Genomic DNA, 21,848 nt, shown 5'->3' with positions numbered 1-21,848 from the left:
CTGGCTGCGAAGCAGACTGGGGGGTCTACACGCGGCTCAAATTTCAGTTGGAAGGTGAACCCCCCCGCTGCTTACGCAACGCCCCCCTTAGAGGGGAGGACTTGACAGCCGTTGCTCAGCCTTACAGAAACCGATAATGGTCAAATGTCCGATCCACGCCCAACGCCTGAAGACCGACTTGCCCAATTACTGGCCGCCGAACCGTACTGGACGGCGCGGGCTATGCAGGAACAGGGCAGCCGCTTTTACGCCGCGCTGGGGCAGGCGCTCGACGCCGCCGACCTCCGCAATCGCCGCCTGTTGTACATCACTTGGCCCGACGAGATTTGGGATTTTTATGAACGCGGTTTGCTCTTGGAAGCGGCAGAGTCAGAATCTTTAGGATGAGGCACAGAATCCGGCTGACCGATCAGGGCTAGCCACGCCTGCCGCGCCACTTCCCACACAGCGCGGCGGGGCGAGGCAGGGCGGAAGTCAGGCGCACGCTTGGGCCGTTCTCTTCTCCCCGCTACAGGCTGACCGATCAGCGCCAGCACGATCTGTTCCAGCACCGTCCAGATGGCTTGCAGGGCTGCCCTCATGCGTTTAGCTTAGCTGACGATGGAGGCCAGTCTTGCCCGCTAGACTGCCGCCCATGACTGCCGAATCCCAAGAACCCAATACCCGGCCCACTATTCTGGCCGTCTTTGCCCACCCCGACGACGAAGCCTTTAGCGTAGGCGGCACGCTGACCCACTATGCAAGGAAGGGTGTGCGCGTGGTGCTGGCCTGTGCCACACGCGGCGAAGCAGGCAAAATCACGGTGCCGGGGATGACGGTAGACGACCTCGGCGTGCAGCGCGAGCAGGAGTTACGCCGCGCCTGCGAAGCCCTAGAAATCGAGCCGCCTGTGTTTCTCGATTACCACGATTCGGGCCGCTACGAGCGCACGCGCACCGAAGACCCCGTTGCCATGCTGAACGTGAATCCGCTGGATGTGGAAACCAAGCTGCGGGCACTGATCGCCGATATTCGCCCCCAAGTGATCTTGACCTTCGATCCGCACGGCGGCTACGGCCACGTCGATCATCTGCAGATTCACCGGGCCACCAGTGCGGCCTTTTTCAGCACCGGACACCTGCCGGGCGGCGGGCCACAGCGCCTGTACTTCACGGCCCTGACCACTGCCGCCGCCGGAATGCTGTCGCGCATGGGCCAAGACCTAGACCCGCTGGTGTACGGCGTAGATGCTGGCACGGTGGCCGTGACCATGAACGTCGCCCCTTACGCCGAAAACAAGAAAGCCGCCCTAGCCGCACACGGCACGCAAATGGGTGCAGAGAGTCTGGTGGGCCGCATGACGCCCGAAGAACGGCAAGCGATGGAAGTGGGCATGTTGGGCAGCGAAAACTTCAGCATCGGCGGCACGCGAACCGGACTGCCTTCCTTCCCATTGCGCGGGCTGTTTGACGGGCTGGCGGGATTTGAGGCGGTAGACGGGGAATAATCTTGGATTAAAGGGAGTTCTAAATATGTTGGTGTTGCCCTCTCCACTTGCGGGACTCGTAGAGCTAAGCATCAGAGGGGGCCAACCAGCGGCAAAGTCGCCCCAGATCAAGGACTCTTTTCGATTTCGGATGGGATGCGCCCAGCGATCGGATAAAATCACTACCAAATAAGCTGTGGACTAGGGGTAGTGAAGCCCCTAGTCCACAGCTTAAATTTTTGATGACGGACTAGATCTGCCCCAGCAAGCGGCGCACGGCGAAGCGGATTCGGCCTAGGCTGGCTACGTCGTCAAAGGCGGCCAGCAAAATCTGGTCGCCTACTGGGGTCAGCAGCACGGGGCCGCCGTCTACGTCCAGCAGCAAGTCGTTCCATTCGCCGCTGCCCTGCGTGGCTTGCAAACTGGCAATCACGGCGCGGCCTGCGGCCACCAGATTCAGGTCGGCGTCGGCGGCAGGGCCACGCAGGCCAGCGGCGGTCACTACCTCACCCTGTGCATTTACAAGGAGGGCGTGCCGCACACCGCGAGTTTCCATCAGGGCTTCGATCATGCGTCGTCCACCTTGGGCAGGTCAGTGAGGTCGAGGGCGAGGCGGGCCAACGCTTGCTGAGCGGCGCGGGTATCGGTGCCGCGCAACATGGCCGCACCCAACACGAATTCTCCGCTGGAGAGAGCCACCACTTCTACCCGCTCGCTGGTAAAGGCGAGGCGGGTGACTTCCCCGGCTCCGAGGCGGCGGCCCATGCGGTCTAAGTTGGCCCGCAAAGACGCGAGTTCGGCGGCGAGGGCATCGCCTGCTTCACCGTACATTTCTATCGGCAAGCCGTCTGGCCCAACCAACGCGCTGGCAACCACGCCGGGAATGGCGTGCAGGGGTTCAAGTTTCACAGGTGGGTCTCCAGTTTGCGGGCGGTGTCCCGGCCATACAGCCGCGCCTGCCCCAAATTGCTGCGGCCATCAAGTGCGAGCAGCAAAAAGAAATCGGCATTGATAGGGTGCAGGTACACGCTGAGGCGTTCGCCGCGCAGGTACAGTTCGCGGGTTTGGCCCCCGTTCAGGGTTTGGCTGTAGGCGGCGCTGGCGGTGCGGAGCAGGCCTGCATGTTCGGCTACCAGCAGGTTCAGGTCGGCGGTGGTGGCGGTATGGCCTTCCACGAGCAGCCCGTCAAGGCCGCCAATTGCCGCTGCCCACGCGCCATCTACGTCAGCCACAAGTTGCGAGAGGTGATTCAGCATCTGCGGGTCATGATATGCCCCAAAAGCCACTTGGCGAGGCGAAACCTCACACGCTGGGGGAAGCTAGGGGGGAAGCGGCGGGGGTAGAGCGCGTTTGAGGTGCGCTGCGGCCCCTGCCAAGCAATATGCGCCCTGGCAGGTTTGCCCACGAGGTTCAAGCTCTGGATTCATAAAGCCGCAACAAAACTGGGTATGTCACGAGTTCCGTGTTAAGATTACTTTGTCTTTAAGCTTACGTTCTTGCCGCATCGAATCGGTTCGGTCAGCTTTGCCCATGTGTTATTCGGTGAGGTGCGTTTACCGTGCCAAGGCGGGCCGAGCCGACTCTTTCGGGAGTGGGGATTAGAGACGCCACCTTGTTTTCAGTTCAGTCGGCCCCTCAGTTATACGTACCAAAAGTTGGAAGGAACCTCCCCCGGTTCCGCTGGCCTCTCCCCTCATTCTCAGGAGGTTTAGTGATGCATCAATCTAAGCAAGTTCGGCCCAGAGCAGCTCGTTCTCTCGGTTCCCGTGCCGCGTGGCCCATGCTGGGGCTTGTGGGCCTTTTGTCGGCCTGCGACACCATCAAGCCGCCCGACAAGACCGTGAACCTGACCTACAGCAACCCGCTGACGATTAGCAAGGCCGACGGCAGCAAAGTGGAATCCTGCGCCGATCCGTCCATCATTCAGTCGCGCACACCGGGCGATACCAATTGGTATTTGTACTGCACCACCGATCCGCACAACATCAAGGATGTAGACACCAACAACAACCTCAACTTTCACCTGATCAGCATGGCCAAATCCGCCGATCTGGTGAAGTGGACGTACATCGGGGACGCCTTTGCCACCAAGCCCAGTTGGGTCAAGGATGACGCGGGCCTGTGGGCACCCGACATCGAATACCTGAACGGCAAATATTACATGTACTACACCGCCAGCGACACCAAAGCGCGGGGCAGCGCGATAGGCGTCGCCACCAGCGATTCGCCCGCTGGCCCTTGGACAGACAGCGGAACCCCAGTGGTAGAACCGCAAGGCCCCCCCGGAGGCAACCCCGACGACCGCCGCTGGGTCTTCGATTCCGAAGTGATTACGGACGACGCGGGCCAAAGCTGGCTGTACTACGGCAGCTACTTTGGCGGCATTTCGGTTCGCAAACTGAGCGCCGATGGCCTGAAAACCGACGCGGCCACCCAGAAAGAAGTGGCGCTGGACAACCGCTACGAGGGCGCTCAGGTCGTGCGGCACGAAGGCTTTTATTACCTGATGGCTTCGGCGGCCAACTGCTGCAACGGCCCTCTAACGGGCTACAGCTTGTTTGCGGGCCGCTCGGCCTCTCCGACTGGGCCGTTTGTAGACAAAGAAGGTGTCTCGCTGCTCGACCCCCGCGTAGGCGGCACGCCCGTCATCAGCATGAACGGCAACCGCTGGGTCGGCCCCGGCCACAACGCCGTGTTTACCGATGCAGGCGGCCAAGACTGGACGGTGTACCACGCCCTCGATCTCAACGATCCTTTCTTTACCCCCGGCGGCGTCAGCAAGCGACCGGTGCTGCTTGACCCGCTGGACTGGGTAGACGGCTGGCCCACCGTGCGGGCAGGCAACTGGGCCTCTGACGGCGTAATGCCCGCGCCCGCCGCACAGGCCGGACAACTCAGCGCCTACGTACCCAGCGCCCCCAAACCCGACGTGTTGGGCAACACCATCCCCGCCTTCAACGAGGATTTCAGTGGCCCAACCCTCGACCCGCGCTGGACTTGGGTTCGTCCGCCCGCCGCTGCCGAAGCTGGCCTAGAAAACGGCGCACTGCGCTTTGCCACGCAACCCGCCGACCTGTTCGAGAACAGCAACAACGCTTCGGTGCTCACCGAAAACACGCCCGTTGGCGACTACGCCGTAGAAGTGAAGCTGCAAAGCGACCTGCCCGATGAAGGTTGCTGCTTCAACTACGCGCAGGGCGGCCTCGTGATCTACGGCGACGACGACAACTTCATCAAGCTGAGCGTGACCTCTATCTGGAATACCCGCCAGATCGAGTTTGCCAAAGAGCAAAGTCCCGTGGCCGACAAATTCCCGCGCTACGGCAACACCGTTCTGAGCGCACCGGGCCGCGAAACGTGGCTGAGAATCGTGCGTCGGGCCAGTGCCACCGCCGGAGCGGGCGAAATCTACACCGCCTCTTCCAGCCGCGACGGAGTGAACTGGACGCGGGGCGGCACGTGGACGCACAAGTTGGGCCAAGCCAAAATCGGGCTGATTTCGATGGGCGGCGCGGGCTTTACCAACAGGTTTGACAGCGTGCGGGTGTACAGCCTGAAGTGAGTTTGTTCGACGTTGGCGTGTAAACCCCCCCGTTGCTGGCGCAACGCCCCCCCTTAGAGGGGAGGACTAATAGCTGTTGCGCTCCCCTTAAGGGGGGCTGGCTGCGCAGCAGACTGGGGGGTTTACACGCGGCTCAAATTGAAGTTGGAAGGTGAACCCCCCCGTTGCTCTCGCAGCGCCCCCCTCAAGGGGAGGACCAAAGATTGATCCCCCGGCCCACCGCTGGGGGCTTTCTTTTGCCCTGTTTTCTGCCCACCTTCTCCCCTTTTGTCGCCCGTCTCCCCCTGCCCACTGCCGCCGCCTGCTAGCCTGCACCCCGTATGGCAACGGTGGCAGAACTGCGCGACAAACTCAGGCGGCCACTGCTGGCAGAGCGGGCCAGTGGGCACCAAAATAAAATTGTGGCGGGCGGCGTAGAAAAGCTGCTGGCGTCGCCGCTGGGCAGTCCTTTTCCCGGTGTGCGGGAGGCGCTGAAGGGATACGGCGAACTTGACGAAGCTGGACGTACCACTGCCCTAAACGCCGCGTTAGGCGTGCTGGACGGCCAAGATGCTGCCGCCAAAGCGCCCAAAACACCACGCGCCCCGGCCCGCGTGGCCGTGCCCACCGCCGCCCCCGGCGAACGCCTGCCACCTGATGCCGACCTTGCCCGCCTAGATACCGGCCCCGGCGGCACGCGCAAGCTGAATTCCTTGGGGCTGCTCAACTTGCGCGACGTGCTGCACGCTTACCCTCACCGCCACGAAGACCGCCGCGCCCTGCCTGACCTCCCGGAAGTAGAGGAAGGGCAGAAGGTGACGGTGGAAGGCACGGTGGTTGCGAAGTCGCGCCGCAGTCCCAAACCCGGCATGCTGATTTTGGATGTGACGCTGGAAACCCCGGCGGGCGGGCGCGTGAAGGCCACTTGGTTCAATCAGCCGTGGATGGAACGCCAACTGCGCGTAGGGGCGAGGCTGGTACTCACGGGCCGCGTCAAGAAATTTGGCCGCAGCGTGCAGATTGGCGTAGAGCATCTGGAGACGGTGGAAGATGCCAAAGGGAGCCTCAGCACGGGCCGAATCGTGGGCGTGTACGACTCCAAGGACGGTATCAGTCAGGAGTTTTTGCGCCGCGCCGCTTACCGGGCGCTGGAAGCCGTGCCGCTGGACGATTATTTGCCCGCGCACTGGCGGCAAAAATACGGCCTCACCGATCTTAGCGACGCGCTGTGGGGCATGCATTTTCCACACGACGAGGCGCAGTTGGCACGCGGCATGAACCGTCTGCGCTTCGATGAATACCTGTTTTTGGAATTGCGCGTGCTGCTGCAAGGCGACGACGCCGTGCTGTTGGGCAAGCGGTTTCAGGCCACAGGCGACGACATCCACCGCTTTGAAGGCGCACTGCCCTTTCAGTTTACAGGTGCCCAACGCCGCGTGCTGCTGGAAATTACCGACGACATGCGCAGCGAACGCCAAATGGCAAGGCTGGTGCAGGGCGACGTGGGCAGTGGCAAAACGGCTGTGGCCGCCTGCGCCCTGTATTTGGCCGTGCGCGACGGCTATCAGGGCGCACTGATGGCCCCCACCGAAATCTTGGCGCGGCAGCATTACGCCAATTTGTCGGGCTATTTAGGGCAACTTGATGTGCGGGTGGGCCTCCTCATCGGGGCCATGACCGCCAAGCAAAAGCTGGACATGCAAACGCGCATTGCCGAGGGTGACGTGGACGTGGTGGTGGGCACGCAGGCGCTGATTCAGGAAAATGTGCGCTTCGATAATTTGGGGTTGGCGGTGGTGGACGAAGAACACCGCTTTGGCGTGCAGCAGCGGCGCAAACTGCTGGCGGGCCGCCCCGACGTGCTCGTGATGAGCGCCACACCCATTCCGCGCAGCCTCGCGCTGACCGCATACGGCGACCTTGAACTGAGCATCATCGACGAACTGCCGCCCGGACGCACGCCGATTGAAACCAAACTGCTGCAAGACACGCACCGCCAACAGGCCTACGGGTTCGCCATGCGCCAGATTCGGGAAGGGCGTCAGGCGTTTGTGGTCACGGCGCTGATCGAGGAAAGCGACACGTTGGAACTGTTGGCCGCCACGCAGCTTTCGGAAGACTTGAAGGTGATTTTGCCCGAAGCCCGCATCGACCTGCTGCACGGCAAAATGAGCGCCGTAGAGAAGGATCAGGTGATGACCCGCTTCCGCGCCCACGAGTTCGACATTCTGGTCTCGACCACCGTGATCGAAGTCGGTGTGGACGTGCCCAACGCCACCGTGATGGTTATTGAAAACGCCGAACGCTTTGGGCTGGCGCAGCTTCACCAGTTGCGCGGGCGCGTGGGCCGGGGCAGCGCTCAAAGTTACTGCGTGCTGATTTCCGGCGAAAACAGCCGCAAAACCCGCCAGCGCCTCGGCATCATCGAGGGCAGCACCGACGGCTTTGTGATCGCCGAAGCCGACCTGAAACTGCGCGGCCCCGGCGAAATTCGCGGCACCCGGCAAAGCGGCGTACCCGACCTGCGACTGGGCGACCTCGCCAACGATCTGGAGATTATCGAGCAGGCCCGCGAGTTGGCCAAACACATCTTGGCCCACGACCCCAAGCTGGAGCACCCGCGTTTGCAGTACCTGCGGAGCGAGTTGCAGAACCGAAGCCAGAGCGTGGCCTACCGCGAAGTCATCTGATGCTTGTTTCAGCCACTACATCGCGGCTGCATAGGCGATACACTTCTTTAAAATTTAGCAGTGAAATCAACTTCAGACTCTCCGCCAGAATCGTCCAGCAGGGGTGCCTACAGCTCAAAATCTACCGGCTGAGCCTCCATTCAGTCAGAATTGGGTAATCTTGGGGCTTAATAATTAATTTATATAAACCTAATAAATTAAGACAAAATGTAGAATAATTAACTTAGCTGTCAGGCAGGAGTCAGAACTAAAGATCTTCCTAATTTATGACGCATTTTTAATGTTCTGGTGGATTGCCTATAAGAGATTTATGTGCCTAAATGAGAGTAGCTCGACAGAGATTCACAAGCCGCTAGAAGCGCCGTCTGGTTTTAGTACCAGCGTGCTTCGAGGTTCTTGTTGACCATTTTCACCGGAGGCTCATATGAATATGAACGTCAAATTAGGCATTGTTGCTCTGACCAGTGTGTTACTGCTCGCATCTTGCGGAGGCGGCGACCAGACCATCACTCCTCCCGCAGTGACCGTCGGAACCATTGCTTTGCCCGCCAACCCCAATGGATACACCCTGACCATCCGTGACAGCGCCGGAGTTCTGGTTGATCCCAGCAAATACAACAGCCTGACCCCCGGTGCTTACACCGCTACGTACAGCAAAGACGGCTTCGCTTCCGAAACCCAAAACTTTACGGCTGAAGCTGGCAAAACGACCAACTTGGTCTACCCCACCTTGCGCGCCAATACTGTTAGCGGCGCGTTTTACATGGACGCCAACGGCAAAATGGTCGCCATTACCAAAGACGACCTGAACAACGCTGGAACCAAGTTTGCGTTCTACTCTTGGATGGAAAATGAAACGGGCGGCATCGACCCGACCAAAGTGGGCGGCACTGCCGATCCAGCAGCCCCCACCGCAGGCGAAATGGACGAAGTGGCCCCGCTGCTGACCCAGAACTTGGTCGGCGGATACGTCGGCTACAAAGCCGCTGACGGTAAGGTCTACCCCATCGTCGGCGCAAACGTCCGCTGGGACATTCTGGATCAGACGGGCAGCGTCCGCTTTGCCGCCGCCGACGATGGCGGGCAAGCATCCGGCTCTCCTGTGACCGGGCTGGACATCAACGACAACGCCCTGAGCGCCAATACCTACACCAACAGCGCCACCGGCAGCAACGTGCGCTTTCCCAGCAGCACCGAGTACCCGTTGTATAACGTGACCGGCGTCAACACGCCCGACACCAACGGCTTCACTTGGACGGCCCTGAACCATGACCCCGCCGTGACCACGCAGGCCACCGCCCGCATTCGCGCCATCGCTTATGTGAACGGCACCGAAGTCACCAAGCGCTTCTTGAACAAGACGTTCGCACCGAGCGCCCGCCTCACCATCGTCAAGACGCCCAAAGACAACCAAGCCGGAATCAACCAGTCCCGCGACTTTGCGATTACCGTGACCAACTCGGGCGCAGGCCCCGCAACCGGCATCAAGCTGAACGACGTGCTGAAGTCTGGTGACGCCGCCGCCTACAGCGCAACGGCCCCCGCCGGTACCACTGCCAACGCCACCGACGGCTTCGATGTCACCTTCGATCTGGCCGCCGGAGCAAGCCGCACCTTCACGTTGCCTGCCCAAGCCAGCGCCGTCGGCGTCTACTGTGACGTTGCCAGCGTGGTCAGCTACAACAACGGCGCGTTCGGCGTAGTCACGCCCAGCAACCTGAACGATCAGGCCTGCCTTACGGTTACGGCTCCTAGCCTCGGCATCACCAAGACGCTGGGCACCTTGGACAGCGCTGGAGCCTTTACGCCTATCGCCAGCGGCGTCGTCGTCGGCCCGAACGTGCCCGTTGTGGCCCGCATCACGGTCAGCAACAACGGCACCGCACCTGCAACCAACGTCGTCGTTACCGACAACATCGCCAACGCTACGGTTGCGGCCAACTACGCCATTCAGGGCAACATCACCACTGCGCCTCAAACGGTCAACACCAGCAAGACCGGCGATGACGGCTTTACCACCGGCGCGTTCAACTTGGCCCCCGGAGCCACCCAGTCGTTCACGTTTGCCGCATCGGGCACCATCGACGGCGACTACTGTGACCAGGGCACCTTCACCGCCACCAGCAACAACGGCGCAGCCGTCACGGGCGCTTCGGGCATTCCTTGCTTCAAGGTTGCTTCGCCTCGCCTCGCCATCACCAAGGTCAACAACCAAGTTGCAGGCCAGCCGCCCCTGAACCAATTAACACCCGGCAGCAGCTACCAGAGCGTCATTACGGTCACCAACTCCGGCTCGGCCACTGCCACCGCCGTTGCCGTGAAAGACCTGTTGGGCAACCTGAACAACGTGTTCATGAACTACGGCAGCGGCAGCTACACCGTGTCCGGCACCGCGCAACCCGGCAGCGTGACCTTTGACGCCGCCACGCGCACCGTCAGCACTGTGCCTGCCACCTTGGATCTGGCCCCCGGTCAGGTCTTGACCCTGACCCTCACCAGCAGCGTCGCCGCAGGCACGCCTCGCGGCAGCTACTGCGACACCGGCAGCTACACCAGCACCAACGCGGGCACGGCTCAGGCTCAGGCTTGCGTCACCGTGACCTCCTTCATCTCCGAGCAGACTCAGCTCACGGATACGGTTGATCCTATTCGCGGCGGAGAAGTCACCGGTACCATCTTGGCTAGCGTTGCTAGCGTCGAAGTGGCTTCCAACGAAGGTGCAATCAACAACGTGTTGATCTACAACTTCGGTGCTACCGACCCTGTACAGCAGACCCCCGGTCTGTTTAACTACAGCAACACGCAGGTCTACTACGATCCTACCCCTACCCGCGATCCTCAGACGGGAGCCATTATCAGCGACTACACCAATGCCTCTAGTACCCGCTTGACGGTTGGCGCAGGCGCAGGACAGTACACCGTGAACGCTGAAACGGGCCTCGGCCAGCAGACTGTTACGCTGAACCCTGCTTTCCGCGTCGCCCCCAGCGGCGTCTTGTGGCTCCGCACGCAGGTTACGGCCCCCGCCGGAACCCCTGCTCGCCAGTACTTTGAAACCATGCGCTGGAACAACACCGCCGAAAGCAGCGGTCAGGCCCAGACCAACTTCAAGGCCGAGTCCACCACCGTTATTCCTTAAACCCTCTATCCGCAATAAAAATAAAAGGGGCCGCTTCGTGCGGCCTTTTTTTGTGTTTCGATTTGACGCTTTTTGAAGCGAATTCTTAAATGGTGCGCAAGTTCTACAGTGCTGCCGGAGTGGCTTGGAGAAGATTTCGCTTCACCTTATTCAAATCAATCCGGTTGAAATAGGCTTCAGGCTTTCCAATTCCCCGCAATGCCCCCACCATCCATTCTTCTTTGACTTCTCCGTCACTCAAGAGATATTCGGTAACAATAACCTGTTCTGACACGCCAAGAATGCTGAGCAGAGCCGCGACAACAATGCCCGTCCTGTCTTTGCCCGATGTGCAGTGAACAAGAACCGGGTATCTTAGCTGCTCATCTTGTAAACTGGCGACAATGGCGTTCAGCCAACGCCGCACCTGCCCATCAGAAGTATTGTATTTCTCCACAGTATTCGAGGTAGGGAAATGCAGTGTCTTCACAGGCCAGCTGTGTTGGTCTAGCCCGTTCCTCAAATTGATGATGGTTTTGGGCGAGCCTATTTCATCCAACGAATCAAGGAAATCAATCTTGCCACCCCTCAGCAGTTTGCCGGGCGGCAAGATCGATTCTCCTGCAATCAGATGGAGGAATTCGCCTACATCGCGGAAGTTGACGCACCCAGCCGAGTAGTCAAGGGCCATAACTGTTTGCATCCCTGACGGAGCTAACTCCCTCTCCTTAGCTGCTTTACCGCTCCCCAGTCTTCTGCCCCACACTCACTTCTCCGCTTCTACCACTCCCCGTTTGCCCGCCGCTGCCTGTCATCATCAGGCCCAATTGGGTCTCGGTGGCGTCGGCGGCGTTCACTTCTCCGGCAATCTGACCCTCGTACATCACCAAAATCCGGTCTGCAAGGTTCATCACTTCGCCCAAATCGGCGCTGATGAGCAGCACGGCCAAGCCCTGATCGCGGGCTTCCACGATTCGGGCGTGAATAAATTCGATTGCGCCGATGTCTACGCCGCGTGTGGGCTGGCTGGCGATCAGGATTTTCGGGCCTTTCCTCATTTCGCGGGCCACGATGATTTTCTGGGCGTTGCCGCCGCTGTAGCGCCCCGCTTGCAGGCTGGCACTGCGTGGGCGCACGTCGTATTTCTCCGACAGGTCACGGGCATTTTGCTCGATCACGTCCAGATTCAGGAAGCCGAAGCGTCCCGCGAAAGGAGCCTGATCGTGCTCGCCCAGAATAAAGTTTTCGGCGGTGGTCATGTCCAGCACCAGCCCGCGCTCGTTGCGGTCTTCGGGAATATGCGACAGGCCCGCCGCTTCCACCTCGCGCACGCCCCGCGCCGTTTTGCCCAGATAGGTAATCGTGCCGCTGAGGGTAGGCGTCAGGCCCGTAATGGCCTCCACCAGTTCGCTTTGGCCGTTGCCTTCTACGCCCGCGATTCCCACGATTTCGCCCGCCCGCACCTGAAACGACACGTTATCTACGGCGTTCTTGTGCTCGCCCTTCACGGTCACGTTTTTGATGTCCAGCGCGACTTCTCTGGGCTGGGCAGCGGTTTTGTCTACGCGCAAGTTCACTTCGCGGCCCACCATCATGCGGGCCAGCGTTTCGGTGGTAGCCCCGGCGCTGGGAATAGAGCCGATCATTTTGCCGTCGCGGATGACGCTGATGGTGTCGGAGATGTGCAGCACCTCATGCAGCTTGTGGCTGATGAAGATCACGGCGTTGCCGCTGGCCGCATACTGGTTTTTCAGGAAGTCGAACAGTTCGTCGGTTTCGCTGGGGGTGAGTACGGCGGTGGGTTCGTCCAAAATCAGGATGCGTGCGCCCCGGTACAACGTCTTTAAAATTTCTACTTTTTGCTGCTTGCCCACCGGAAGGTTGCCGATCAGAGCGTCGGGGTCTATGTCAAAGTTGAATTGTTTGACCAGATCGGCCACTTTGCGCCGTGCGCCCGCAATATCGATGCGCCCGCCAATCGTCGGCTCTGCACCCAGAATCACGTTTTCGGTCACGGTCAGGGTGTCTACCAACATGAAGTGCTGAAACACCATGCCGATCCCGCGTGCAATCGCGTCGGCGGGGCTGTTCAGATTCACCGTTTGGCCGTCTACGACAATTTCGCCGCTAGTAGGCGGCTGAGCGCCGTACACGATTTTCATCAGTGTGCTTTTGCCCGCGCCGTTTTCGCCGCACAGGGCGTGAACGCTGCCCCATTTCACGGCCATAGAAATATTGTCGTTGGCAAGCACCAGCGGAAAGCGTTTGGTGATGTTCCGCAGTTCCAGCGCATTTTCAGAGTTGTGTTGCACCTCGCGCAGCACGTCGGGAGTGGGGGCGGTCATGGGTACAGTGTAGCGGGGCCGGAGCCGAGGATGAAGGCGCTGACGCTGATGCACGCGCAAAGGAATTCACGCCTGCTTTTGCGCCCGTCCGTCAGCCTTGCTCTGATGTCTGACCGTATCGCAAACCTACTGAATAATCAGCGAACGCCGCCATTGGCTGTGCTCCCTAGCTGTTCCAGTTCGCTCAGATGCTTCTTGCCAATCACCGCAATCGGTCAGAATGTCAGGCATGGAAGCATTCTGGTTGGCTGTCACGAATCTGGGGCGGGATGAAGTATTCATTGTGGCGTTGGCGCTGTATACGTGGCTGGTCAACCCTCGCGGTGGGCGCAATTTGGGCGTGGCCTTTGCGCTCAGTTACTTGGTCAATACGGCCCTCAAGTTCGGCTTCGAGTTGCCCCGGCCCTTTACCAATGATCCAGCGGCGGCCAGTGCAGCGGCCAAAGCCACAGCGGGCGGCCCCGGTTTACCTAGCGGCCACACCCAAATGGCGGCCACACTTTGGGGCGGCATTGCCCTACAAGTGCGGCGGCCCGGTATGTGGGCAGCGGCGGGTCTGCTCATCGCCCTCATCGCCTATTCCCGCCTAGCCCTGAATGTGCATTACCCCAGCGACGTACTGGCGGGCCTGATTTTGGGCGGCCTGTTTGCACTGATGGCCGCCCGAATCCATGTGCCCGACGATGGGGCGGTGCGCTGGGGCGTGCCCGCATTGCTGCTGGCGGTAGCCGCTTTTCTGCCCGCCGGAACGCCGCGCGAATACGGCACAGCTTTGGGCCTCTTGGCCGGATTCTGGTTTGCCCGCCCCACCTTCACCCCGCCCCGTGATCTGGCAGGCCGCCTGATCGTGGCTGTACTGGGTTTGGTCTTGGTGTTTGTAGTGTTTTTTGGGCTGGGAGCCTTGCCCCAAAGCGTAAAAGACATCGGGCTGGTGCGGGCGCTGCGGTACGCGCTGCTGGTGTGGGTGGCGGCGGAGGGCGTACCGCTGGTGCTTCGGCGCTGGATACCTAAAAACGGTGAGTAGTCAGTGGTGAATGGGAACAGCAAAAAGAAAAGATCAAGCTCAAATCTTTTGACTTTAATCTCTTGAATCTCCCACAATCCACTCACAGTCCCTTGTGTCCCGCCTCACTTCATTTTCTAAAGCATCAGAGGTAAGATACCCGCATGACCACCCCCGATCAGCAACACCCTCAGCAGGCCGACGCGCAGGCTCCTCAGCAGCAAGTGTTGGTGCCGCTGACCACGCCCGAAGACGTAGATCAGTTCTTGAAAGAGCATCCTCTCGCCGCCGTGTTCAAGGCGGGCACTTGCCACAAAACCATGCAGGGCTTTGGCGTGCTGGAGCAGTTTTTGCAGCGCCACGAGTTGCCCGTCGGCTTTATCCGGGTCGTCGATTGGCGTCCGGCCAGCAACCACATCACCGACCTGACGGGCATTCAGCACCACAGCCCGCAACTCATTTTGTTCCGCGAAGGCCAGCCGCAGTTTGAAGTGAACAACTGGGACATCACTCCCGAAGCCCTAGAGCCTGTGTTTACGGCGCAGGTGCCGGTGCGTGCCGGAGAAGGCGCAGTGTCTACCGACGATAACGTAGAACCCTACCGCCGCCTGATGAACGACTTCGTGGAAGGCCGCCTGAGCGACTGGGCTTTTCAGGATCAGTACGTGAACATGTTCCGCGACGACGCCAGCCTTCGCAGCCAGCGCGAATTTGACCTGTTGTCGCGCTTGTTTGGCGACCCCGACGCTTATCACGGCGGCCTGCACCAGTTGGGCCAGCCCCAGCAGCGCGGCGACCTGAAAGCCCGCGTGCAAGAGTTGCTGACCGAACTGGGTTGAGTTCGGGAGTAGGGTGTGGGTTGTAGGCAAGGTTTGCTTTGATACCTGCGCCTGAGGTTATACCCAAGCACGAGCCCCTCCACGTTTCACACAACAACAGCAGTCATCTCCCGCCTCCCACTCGCCTTTCTAACAATCTGCTTACATAAAGTTAATTTTTCCATTCATCTCACGTCCGACCCAGCCGAATCCGCTGGGCTGGACGTGAGATTTTCGACGTGTGTAAGCGGGCCGTAAGAGGTTTCGCGGTGAGATAGAGGCGTTCATTTTCTGCACACGCCCCACTTAGGTTTCTCAGAGGCGCTGCTCAGAGGGGTTGCTCCGAACCCCAGCCCGATTCCTCCTCCATGACCGCACCGCGCACACCGCGAATCTTAAGCCGTCCACTCACCCTCGCCGTAGGTACACCCATGTTGATGACCCCATGCTGACCACTTTGCCTCTGCTTTCCGTGCCGCAAGACCTTGCGGTGTACTCTCACCTCTCTACCAACCACTATCCTTGGACAGAAGTGACGGTAGACCTCGCCGCACGTCAGGGACAGGGGTTTACTGGGGTGTTCGACGCCATGCAGGGCCAGCGTTGGGCGCGGTTCGTCTGGGTACGCGGCCAAATGCGCGGCGGCTTTACGGCGGGCGGCGAGGTCAGTTGGGCCACCATGATGCGCGGGCTGCCGCAGGCGATCATCAGTTTGCAGGAGCAGGAGCCTGTGGTGGCCGAGATCGTGTGGAGTTGCCGTCAGTCCAAGCCTGCTCCCCTGCGCGGCGCGTGGCCCGACGTGCAAGTGACGCTGGAGCGCGAGCGGTTTTTTGGAGTTCTGGTGTCGGGTACAGCGTGTAGCTACTGGGAAACAGGCCGGATGCTGGGCGGCACTTTTCCCAAACCGGGCGCGGCCTGCGTCACGCTCTCGCCCCCAGTGATCGATGACCGCCCCACACTGCTGGCCTTCTGGATGGAACTGATCGCCGTGACGCACCGCGCCTTTCCGCTCGATGAAACGTGGCGGCAGGTCAGCATCGGGCTGGCCGCCGACCACCCTTGCCTCGATCCGTTCGCACAGGAGGTGCGCGTGTTGGGCGGGGTGCTGCAAGTCGATCAGGAAGTGGGCGTCAGCGAACTGCGGCCCGCGCTGTTGGCGGCCTACCGCGCCACACTGGCCCGGCTGGGCGTGCGCCTCGCCGATTTGCCCATCGCTTCTCTGCGTGAACAGCCCGTTTGGGCCACTGCTGGACTAGAGGTGACCGCATGACCGCCCCCACTGGACAATCCAACCCCGCTGGCCCCCTGAGATGGCCCAGCGATCTGCAAGATTCCACGCCGCTGCCTTTTAACGTGTGGCGCGTGATGCATCAGGTGAACGGCGAGCGCGACGCGATGGAAGTAGCGCGCTTGGCCCGTGTGACCCTGCCCGAAGTCGTAGACGCCGTGAGTCAGGCGGGGCGCTGGTCTGGCCGCGCCGCACAGCGCGAGCAGCCCGTGACCGAGCAGGCCCTCAAGGAAATTCAGCAATGCCTGATGGTGGTTGTCGGCCCGATGGGTGAATTTATGGTGGACGACGCCTTTGAAGACCTCGGTGAAAAGGACGTGTCGCTCAGCCAATTGCTGAGCCACTTGGCGACCCAATTGGGCGAAAGCCGCGTGCAGGCCTTCGTGCGGCAACTGCGGGCGCGGGGCATCGCGTGACCCGTTTGCGCCGTTCCAGAGACGGGCCACGACTTGCAGCAACCCCATCACACCGCGTGTCGCACCACTGTTTCCCTGATTCCTCAATTGGCCGCGCCCCTCTTCTGTCCAGCGGTTTAGGCTTGGGCAGCCCCCACCGGAAGGTCATCCCATGAAGTACACCGTCATCATTCGCCAGCCCGTATCAGATGAGGTTCGCCCCACTCTGGAAAAACAGCTCATGGAACGCTTCGGCCTATCGGGTGATCAGGCCCAGCGCCTCTCGGCTCGCCGCTCTGGCCGCCTGATGAAACCCACCGGACGCGCCCGCGCCGACCTGCTGATGCGGGTATTTCAGGACGTGGGTGCACAGGTAGCGATGGAAGAGGTGCGCGAAGAGACGGGCATGTTCAGCGATCCCTTTCAGGCTGTGCCCACCCCGACGCCCGCACTGGCAGGCTGGGGCAACGGCCAAAGCGACGACGCCCCGATGGCTTCTAGCCGCCAAGGCGAAACGCTGGCCGAGTTGATCGCCAGCAGTGGCCGCAGCGATGGAGGCCGCCAGCCCAGCGCCGGTGGCCGTGCTGGATTGGCCGAAGACGACAACTGGGCCGACCTCGCTGCGCCCGAGCCTCTGGCCCCGAACTTGGGTGGACGTGACAGCAGCGACCTCGACAGCCTGTTTCCTGCTGGCGCGGCGTTTCCCGACACCACTGTTTTTCCTGATCCTTTTGCACCCCAAACGAGCGGCGCTCCCGTCACGGCCTTGCTGGACGGCCTGCCCGACACCACACTGCCCGACCCTGCGGCGCAGGCCAACGCCTCTGCCAATGCCGCCGCTGCCAATGCCTCTGCCGACGTGTGGTCTGACTTTACCGGCGCACTGACCATCACCGACGCCAAGCCCCGCGAAGAAGCTGCCGCTGCCGAAACCCCTTCGGCCATGTTCCTGACCGCCGTGAACGAAGAAAGCCGCAGCAACTTGGGTGCGCGGCGCAGTCTGGCCCAACAACTGACCTTCGGGGCGCTGGCACCGTTGGCGCTGTCTACGGCAGTTACGCTGACCCTGCTGAGCCTGACCTTGCCCGGACTGCAACGCCAACTGGTGGCCCAGAACGCACAAGCCGTGGCCGTGGCCGTGGGAACCAGCCTCGACACCCGAGACCAAGAAACCGTAAACGCGCAGCTAGACGCACTCTTGGCACGCTCGGCGGTAGGATTCGTGCGCGTGGAGTTGCCCGACGGAACCACTTACTTCCGTGGCCGCGACCCGCGCCTAGACGGAACCCTGCAAAGCAGCGTAGCGAAGTGGTTGGTAGACAACCCCATCACGGGCACGTTCCAGACTTCGGGCAGCGCCGCCGACAGCTACCGCACCCAGTTGCAGCAGCTCGAAGACGTGGGCGCGGGCGATTCCTCGCAGGCGCAGGAACTCCGCCGCCAAGCCGAAGATCCCGCCAACCAGCGCAGTGACCGCACGCCTTACGTGGTCAGCCGTCTGGGAGTGATCGAAGGCCAGAACGGACAGCGCACCACCACCTCGGCCACCGAGAAAAACGACAGCCTGCTCTACCGAATCGCGGTAGGGGTGCCCAACGCACAGGCCGCCATCAACCTCCGCAACACGCTGCTATTGGTGCTGGGCGTATCGCTGCTGGCGTTGGCGTTGGCCGCAGCCCTCGCCGTCCGCGCCGCCCGCCGCGTGGTACAGCCTATCGAGCGCCTCGTCGCTGTGGCCGACGCCATCAGCATGGGCGACTTGACCCGCCCCGTGCAAGCCGACCGCAACGACGAAATCGGTGACTTGGCACAGGCACTGGAGCGCATGCGCCTGAGCCTAGAAGCGGCGATGGATCGTCTGCGCCGCCGCAAACGCGGGTAAGTTTTTCAAACTCTTCAGAACGGTGGGCGGCAACAGTGGAAAGTCTCTGGGCCGCCCGCTTTTTTGGGAGCTAGTGAGGTCAGTTCGGTTGCTGGATGGCTCCCCCTGCTTAGACTCTCGCCCCTTGGACGCCCGTCCCCATTGCCCTTACCCCAACCTAAACCAAAAATGAACACTCCCTAAAGGTCACGAAACGCAGACTTCTGACCGCCAGCCAGCAACACAGCCCTTACCTTAGGGGCTATGACTTCTGAAACTCCGCCACCTGCTGCGCCCGCCAACCGACCTAAACGCCGCCCCAACCGGGCACTGGGCTGGACAGTGGCGGGCCTAGCCCTGCTGGGCGCACTGGCCGGAGCCACCGCCTACACGGGCGCACGCACCCAAGACACCACCGAGCAGGCGGTTCAGGGGATGGTCACGGCGCTGGACGCCAGCAAGGTAGCCCACGTCGAAAACTCGAAGTATCAACGGGGCTTTACCAACTCTACCCAGACCATGACGCTGGTGCTGGGCGACGGCAAAGACGGAGAGAAACCCGTGCGCCTGCTGGTTACCAACCGTATTCAGCATGGGCCACTGCCGGGGTTCAAGTCGGTGGGGCAAGCCCTGATCGATACCGATGTGCGCTTTGAAGACGCCGCCCTACAGGCCCGCATGACCAAGGCGCTGGGCGGCAAACAGCCCACGATTCGGACGGTGGTGGGCTTGGGTGGAGCCTCTACGACTGACATAGCTATTCCCGCCGGAACCCTGACCGAAGAGGGCGACACGGTGAATTGGCAACCGCTGACGGCGCAGGCCAATGTGAGCGGGCTGACCTCGCGGGTGAATCTGAACTGGCCCGGACTGACGGTTGCGGGCGAAACGGCGGCCACCGTAGGCAAAGTCAGCGTGACCAGCGACACCACCCGCCGATCTAAAGACGATCTGTTGGGCGTGGGCAAAACCAGTGCAGTGGTAGACAGCCTGACCATTTCGGGCGGCGCGGCCCCGGTCACGGTGCGTCAGATGAAGCTGGGCAGCGAAGGTCGCCTGAACGGCGCGGCGCACTACGACGGCACGCTGACCTACGACATCGGGCAAATTGAGGGCGCGGGGCAGACCTTTAAGGACGTGCAGATGCATCTGGCGGCGCGGCACTTGGCGGTTGCGCCGCTGCAACGCCTCGGCAAGCTGTTTAATGACCTGCAAGCCGCGCAGAGTGGCAAAACTACGCCCACCCCCGACCTGACCGCCGCACAGGAAAAGCAGATTCAAACCGACCTATTGGCGCTGATGAAAGAAGACCCGCGCCTTGTCATTGACCGCCTGAGCGTAGGCACAGACAGCGGCCCGGTAGTGCTGACCGGACAAGTGAACCTGATGGGACTGGGGCAACTGAGCAGCGACGAATTGGCCGCGCTGGAGCAGATGCCGATGCTGGCCCTAAGCCGCGTGGACGCACAGGCCAAAGTGCAGGCCAGTGCATCGGCCCTCAAAGGCTTGGTGGAAACCTTCGGCTCCGACAGTCCCTTCAGCGACCCACAGGCCATTCAGCAACTCGTAGACGCCGGACTGGTGACGCGCAGGGGCAATACCCTGACCGCCGATCTGCGATTCAAAGACGGGAAATCGACGCTGAACGGGCAATCGTTGGGTGATTTCTAGGACTGGTGAAGCTTGCTGAGTGTGGAAGGTGAACCCCCCCGTTGCTTCGCAACGCCCCCCCTTAGAGGGGAGGACACGAGCTGTTGCTATTGCGCTCCCCTCTGAGGGGGGCTGGCTGCAAAGCAGACTGGGGGTTTACCCGCCGTCGTTCATCGACCAAGAATTGACGTATAGATCAAAAAATAGGGGCAGAGGGCCGTCACTGGCTCCCTGCCCCACACACTGATGTGAACTTTACTTATTGGCGTCCATGCTGTGCTTCATGTCGCGGATTTGGTCATGGCTGGCTTTCACCTGAGCAAACTGCGTTTCCACGAAGGAACGGATGTCGGCGGGCAAGTCGGCTTCTTTCAGCACGTCCTGATAGTTTTCCACGGCCACGTCTTCTCCGCGCTCGCACTCGGCTACCACTTGGTAGTCACCGCGTCCGGTCACGGCGTCGCGCACGTTCAGCCAAGTGCGGTGCAGGGCCGCCCCTACGCTGCCGCCCTCGCGGGGCTTATCGCCGAGGCGCGTAATGTGGGCCTCCACTTCGCTGGCGAGTTGGGCGCGTTGAGTGCTGCGCTCCAAAAACAGGGTCTTCAGGCTGGCGTCGGTGGCGTGTTCGGCGGCGTCGGCAAAGCCTTTTTCTCCGTCGCGCAGGGTGCCTAGCAGGTATTGCAGTTTGTCCAGCACGGTTTCGTTGTTCATGGTCATGGTGGTGCCTCCTAAAGTGAGGGCGAATGCAGGGAACGCGGCGCAGAGGTGCGCCCGGCCCGCAGGCCATAGCCTGAGAGTAAGCGTCAGACCAGCGTGGATTGGCGCGAAAACCCACAGGCAGGATTAAGAAGGTGTTGAGGCAACATTGGGCGTCCCCTGAGACTTTCTCTGCGGCCCCTCCTGTGCTTGACTGCGGGTATGATTTCCCCCGCACCTTCTCCCCTGCCCCCCACACGCGGCCCTTGGGTACTGCGGATGCAGTGGCATGACCTGTGTTTTATGCACTGGCCCGTAGACGCCGGGGCCATCGTCCGCACCCTTCCGGCAGGCGTAGAGGTAGACACACGCGGCGGGCAGGCGTATTTAGGCGTCGTGCCCTTCCGCATGAGCGGCGTCGCCCCCCGCCTCGCGCCCGATGTGCCTCGCCTGAGTGCCTTTCCGGAACTGAATTTGAGGACGTATGTGATGGTAGACGGCGTACCGGGCGTGTGGTTTTACAGTCTGGATATTCCCGAACCGTTGCCAGTGGTACTCGCCCGCAGCTTTTTTTATCTGCCCTACAACTTGGCTCAGATGTGGATGCACCGTGAAGACGGCGTCACGCGCTACGCCAGCGCCCGCACGCAGGCCGACGCCCCCGCAGGACGCTTTGCCGCTGCTTACCGCCCGCTGGGGCCAGAGTTTCAAGCCGCGCCCGGTACGCTGGAAGACTGGCTGACCAACCGCCTCGCCCTCTACAGCGCCGATAAAACGGGCCGGGTCTACCGGGGCCACATCGCCCACACGCCTTGGCCCCTACGCCGCGCCGAGGCCGAGATTGCCGAGAACACATTGGCAGACCGCTTGGATGTGAAGCTGGAAGGCCAGCCCCACCTGCTGCACGCCGAACGGCTGGATGTGCGGGCGTGGTGGGTGGAACGGGTACGGTGAGTCTCAATACAGCCTTTCGTAAGT

19 protein-coding genes are annotated in these 21,848 nt (G+C 61.3%); 12 read left to right on the top strand and 7 right to left on the bottom strand.

Translation table 11 applies throughout. The features are described 5' to 3' along the window. Positions 1-144 precede the first annotated feature (144 nt). Positions 145-387, top strand: a complete 243-nt coding sequence (locus tag E7T06_RS17600) for a hypothetical protein (RefSeq protein ID WP_136367066.1) — start codon at positions 145-147, stop codon at positions 385-387. On the opposite strand, the gene E7T06_RS17595 is transcribed toward E7T06_RS17600, so the two are convergent. Then, the gene (locus E7T06_RS17595) at positions 336-581 is read right to left on the bottom strand and encodes a hypothetical protein (protein ID WP_136367065.1); all 246 of its coding nucleotides are present in this window, start codon (positions 579-581) and stop codon (positions 336-338) included. The two genes, E7T06_RS17600 and E7T06_RS17595, sit on opposite strands and share 52 nt — an antisense overlap. Positions 582-634: 53 nt before the next feature. Here E7T06_RS17595 and E7T06_RS17590 point away from each other — a divergent pair, with 53 nt between their 5' ends. Then, entirely contained in the window at positions 635-1,486 is an 852-nt protein-coding gene (locus E7T06_RS17590; protein WP_136367064.1) for a PIG-L deacetylase family protein, read from the top strand. A gap of 229 nt (positions 1,487-1,715) precedes the next feature. On the opposite strand, the gene E7T06_RS17585 is transcribed toward E7T06_RS17590, so the two are convergent. From E7T06_RS17585 to E7T06_RS17575, 3 genes are read right to left on the bottom strand one after another with little or no spacing between them, the layout of a single operon-like run. After that, entirely contained in the window at positions 1,716-2,036 is a 321-nt protein-coding gene (locus E7T06_RS17585; RefSeq protein ID WP_136367063.1) for a roadblock/LC7 domain-containing protein, read from the bottom strand. Then, positions 2,033-2,374: a roadblock/LC7 domain-containing protein gene (locus E7T06_RS17580; protein ID WP_136367062.1), complete on the bottom strand. Its 342-nt coding sequence runs from the start codon at positions 2,372-2,374 to the stop codon at positions 2,033-2,035. The genes E7T06_RS17585 and E7T06_RS17580 overlap by 4 nt, the downstream gene beginning before the upstream one ends. Beyond that, positions 2,371-2,721 carry a roadblock/LC7 domain-containing protein gene (locus E7T06_RS17575; RefSeq protein WP_136367061.1) on the bottom strand — a complete coding sequence of 117 codons (351 nt, stop codon included), beginning with the start codon at positions 2,719-2,721 and terminating at the stop codon, positions 2,371-2,373. Before E7T06_RS17575 ends, E7T06_RS17580 begins: the two co-directional genes overlap by 4 nt. A 458-nt stretch (positions 2,722-3,179) precedes the next feature. Here E7T06_RS17575 and E7T06_RS17570 point away from each other — a divergent pair, with 458 nt between their 5' ends. From E7T06_RS17570 to E7T06_RS17560, 3 genes are all read left to right on the top strand, one after another. Continuing rightward, a complete protein-coding gene (locus tag E7T06_RS17570; RefSeq protein ID WP_240741152.1) occupies positions 3,180-5,027 on the top strand; it encodes a family 43 glycosylhydrolase in 1,848 nt (615 codons plus the stop codon). 320 nt (positions 5,028-5,347) lie between these two features. Then, entirely contained in the window at positions 5,348-7,696 is a 2,349-nt protein-coding gene (gene recG / locus E7T06_RS17565) for an ATP-dependent DNA helicase RecG (RefSeq protein ID WP_136367060.1), read from the top strand. A gap of 430 nt (positions 7,697-8,126) precedes the next feature. Continuing rightward, on the top strand, positions 8,127-10,835 hold the full coding sequence (locus tag E7T06_RS17560; protein ID WP_240741151.1) for a DUF11 domain-containing protein: 2,709 nt from the start codon (positions 8,127-8,129) through the stop codon (positions 10,833-10,835). 103 nt (positions 10,836-10,938) lie between these two features. Here E7T06_RS17560 and E7T06_RS17555 read toward each other — a convergent pair whose 3' ends face one another. Then, positions 10,939-11,505, bottom strand: a complete 567-nt coding sequence (locus tag E7T06_RS17555) for a tyrosine-protein phosphatase (RefSeq protein ID WP_136367058.1) — start codon at positions 11,503-11,505, stop codon at positions 10,939-10,941. 46 nt (positions 11,506-11,551) lie between these two features. Further along, entirely contained in the window at positions 11,552-13,159 is a 1,608-nt protein-coding gene (locus E7T06_RS17550; RefSeq protein WP_136367057.1) for an ABC transporter ATP-binding protein, read from the bottom strand. A gap of 229 nt (positions 13,160-13,388) precedes the next feature. Between E7T06_RS17550 and E7T06_RS17545 the strand changes: the two genes are divergently transcribed. The 6 genes from E7T06_RS17545 (at position 13,389) to E7T06_RS17520 (ending at position 20,195) form a co-directional block, all read left to right on the top strand. Continuing rightward, positions 13,389-14,183 carry a phosphatase PAP2 family protein gene (locus tag E7T06_RS17545; protein ID WP_136367056.1) on the top strand — a complete coding sequence of 265 codons (795 nt, stop codon included), beginning with the start codon at positions 13,389-13,391 and terminating at the stop codon, positions 14,181-14,183. Positions 14,184-14,326: 143 nt separating this feature from the next. Continuing rightward, positions 14,327-15,001, top strand: coding sequence for a monothiol bacilliredoxin BrxC family protein (locus tag E7T06_RS17540; RefSeq protein ID WP_136367055.1), 675 nt, complete (start codon positions 14,327-14,329; stop codon positions 14,999-15,001). 436 nt (positions 15,002-15,437) lie between these two features. Then, positions 15,438-16,250 (top strand): hypothetical protein, encoded by an 813-nt coding sequence (locus E7T06_RS17535; RefSeq protein ID WP_240741150.1) that lies wholly within the window; start codon positions 15,438-15,440, stop codon positions 16,248-16,250. Then, entirely contained in the window at positions 16,247-16,684 is a 438-nt protein-coding gene (locus tag E7T06_RS17530) for a hypothetical protein (protein WP_136367053.1), read from the top strand. Before E7T06_RS17535 ends, E7T06_RS17530 begins: the two co-directional genes overlap by 4 nt. 151 nt (positions 16,685-16,835) lie before the next feature. Beyond that, on the top strand, positions 16,836-18,545 hold the full coding sequence (locus tag E7T06_RS17525; protein ID WP_136367052.1) for a HAMP domain-containing protein: 1,710 nt from the start codon (positions 16,836-16,838) through the stop codon (positions 18,543-18,545). A gap of 243 nt (positions 18,546-18,788) precedes the next feature. Beyond that, the gene (locus E7T06_RS17520; protein WP_136367051.1) at positions 18,789-20,195 is read left to right on the top strand and encodes a YdgA family protein; all 1,407 of its coding nucleotides are present in this window, start codon (positions 18,789-18,791) and stop codon (positions 20,193-20,195) included. Positions 20,196-20,429: 234 nt separating this feature from the next. Here the strand turns inward: E7T06_RS17520 and E7T06_RS17515 are convergent, their stop codons facing one another. Further along, the gene (locus E7T06_RS17515) at positions 20,430-20,891 is read right to left on the bottom strand and encodes a PA2169 family four-helix-bundle protein (RefSeq protein WP_136367050.1); all 462 of its coding nucleotides are present in this window, start codon (positions 20,889-20,891) and stop codon (positions 20,430-20,432) included. 201 nt (positions 20,892-21,092) lie between these two features. Between E7T06_RS17515 and E7T06_RS17510 the strand changes: the two genes are divergently transcribed. Further along, positions 21,093-21,824 (top strand): DUF2071 domain-containing protein, encoded by a 732-nt coding sequence (locus tag E7T06_RS17510; RefSeq protein ID WP_240741149.1) that lies wholly within the window; start codon positions 21,093-21,095, stop codon positions 21,822-21,824. Positions 21,825-21,848 lie beyond the last annotated feature (24 nt).

The sequence above is a fragment of the Deinococcus sp. Arct2-2 genome (assembly GCF_004801315.1).
In the GTDB taxonomy this organism is placed as follows: Bacteria; Deinococcota; Deinococci; order Deinococcales; family Deinococcaceae; genus Deinococcus.
Note: the sequence above shows the minus strand (reverse complement) of the source record. Positions and strands in the feature narration are given on the sequence as shown.

Coding starts and splice junctions, on each gene's coding strand:
- E7T06_RS17600 (WP_136367066.1), top strand. CDS start 145: ATGTCCGATCCACGCCCAACGCCTGAAGACCGACTTGCCCAATTACTG.
- E7T06_RS17595 (WP_136367065.1), bottom strand. CDS start 581: ATGAGGGCAGCCCTGCAAGCCATCTGGACGGTGCTGGAACAGATCGTG.
- E7T06_RS17590 (WP_136367064.1), top strand. CDS start 635: ATGACTGCCGAATCCCAAGAACCCAATACCCGGCCCACTATTCTGGCC.
- E7T06_RS17585 (WP_136367063.1), bottom strand. CDS start 2,036: ATGATCGAAGCCCTGATGGAAACTCGCGGTGTGCGGCACGCCCTCCTT.
- E7T06_RS17575 (WP_136367061.1), bottom strand. CDS start 2,721: ATGCTGAATCACCTCTCGCAACTTGTGGCTGACGTAGATGGCGCGTGG.
- E7T06_RS17570 (WP_240741152.1), top strand. CDS start 3,180: ATGCATCAATCTAAGCAAGTTCGGCCCAGAGCAGCTCGTTCTCTCGGT.
- recG (WP_136367060.1), top strand. CDS start 5,348: ATGGCAACGGTGGCAGAACTGCGCGACAAACTCAGGCGGCCACTGCTG.
- E7T06_RS17560 (WP_240741151.1), top strand. CDS start 8,127: ATGAACGTCAAATTAGGCATTGTTGCTCTGACCAGTGTGTTACTGCTC.
- E7T06_RS17555 (WP_136367058.1), bottom strand. CDS start 11,505: ATGGCCCTTGACTACTCGGCTGGGTGCGTCAACTTCCGCGATGTAGGC.
- E7T06_RS17550 (WP_136367057.1), bottom strand. CDS start 13,159: ATGACCGCCCCCACTCCCGACGTGCTGCGCGAGGTGCAACACAACTCT.
- E7T06_RS17545 (WP_136367056.1), top strand. CDS start 13,389: ATGGAAGCATTCTGGTTGGCTGTCACGAATCTGGGGCGGGATGAAGTA.
- E7T06_RS17540 (WP_136367055.1), top strand. CDS start 14,327: ATGACCACCCCCGATCAGCAACACCCTCAGCAGGCCGACGCGCAGGCT.
- E7T06_RS17530 (WP_136367053.1), top strand. CDS start 16,247: ATGACCGCCCCCACTGGACAATCCAACCCCGCTGGCCCCCTGAGATGG.
- E7T06_RS17525 (WP_136367052.1), top strand. CDS start 16,836: ATGAAGTACACCGTCATCATTCGCCAGCCCGTATCAGATGAGGTTCGC.
- E7T06_RS17520 (WP_136367051.1), top strand. CDS start 18,789: ATGACTTCTGAAACTCCGCCACCTGCTGCGCCCGCCAACCGACCTAAA.
- E7T06_RS17515 (WP_136367050.1), bottom strand. CDS start 20,891: ATGACCATGAACAACGAAACCGTGCTGGACAAACTGCAATACCTGCTA.
- E7T06_RS17510 (WP_240741149.1), top strand. CDS start 21,093: ATGATTTCCCCCGCACCTTCTCCCCTGCCCCCCACACGCGGCCCTTGG.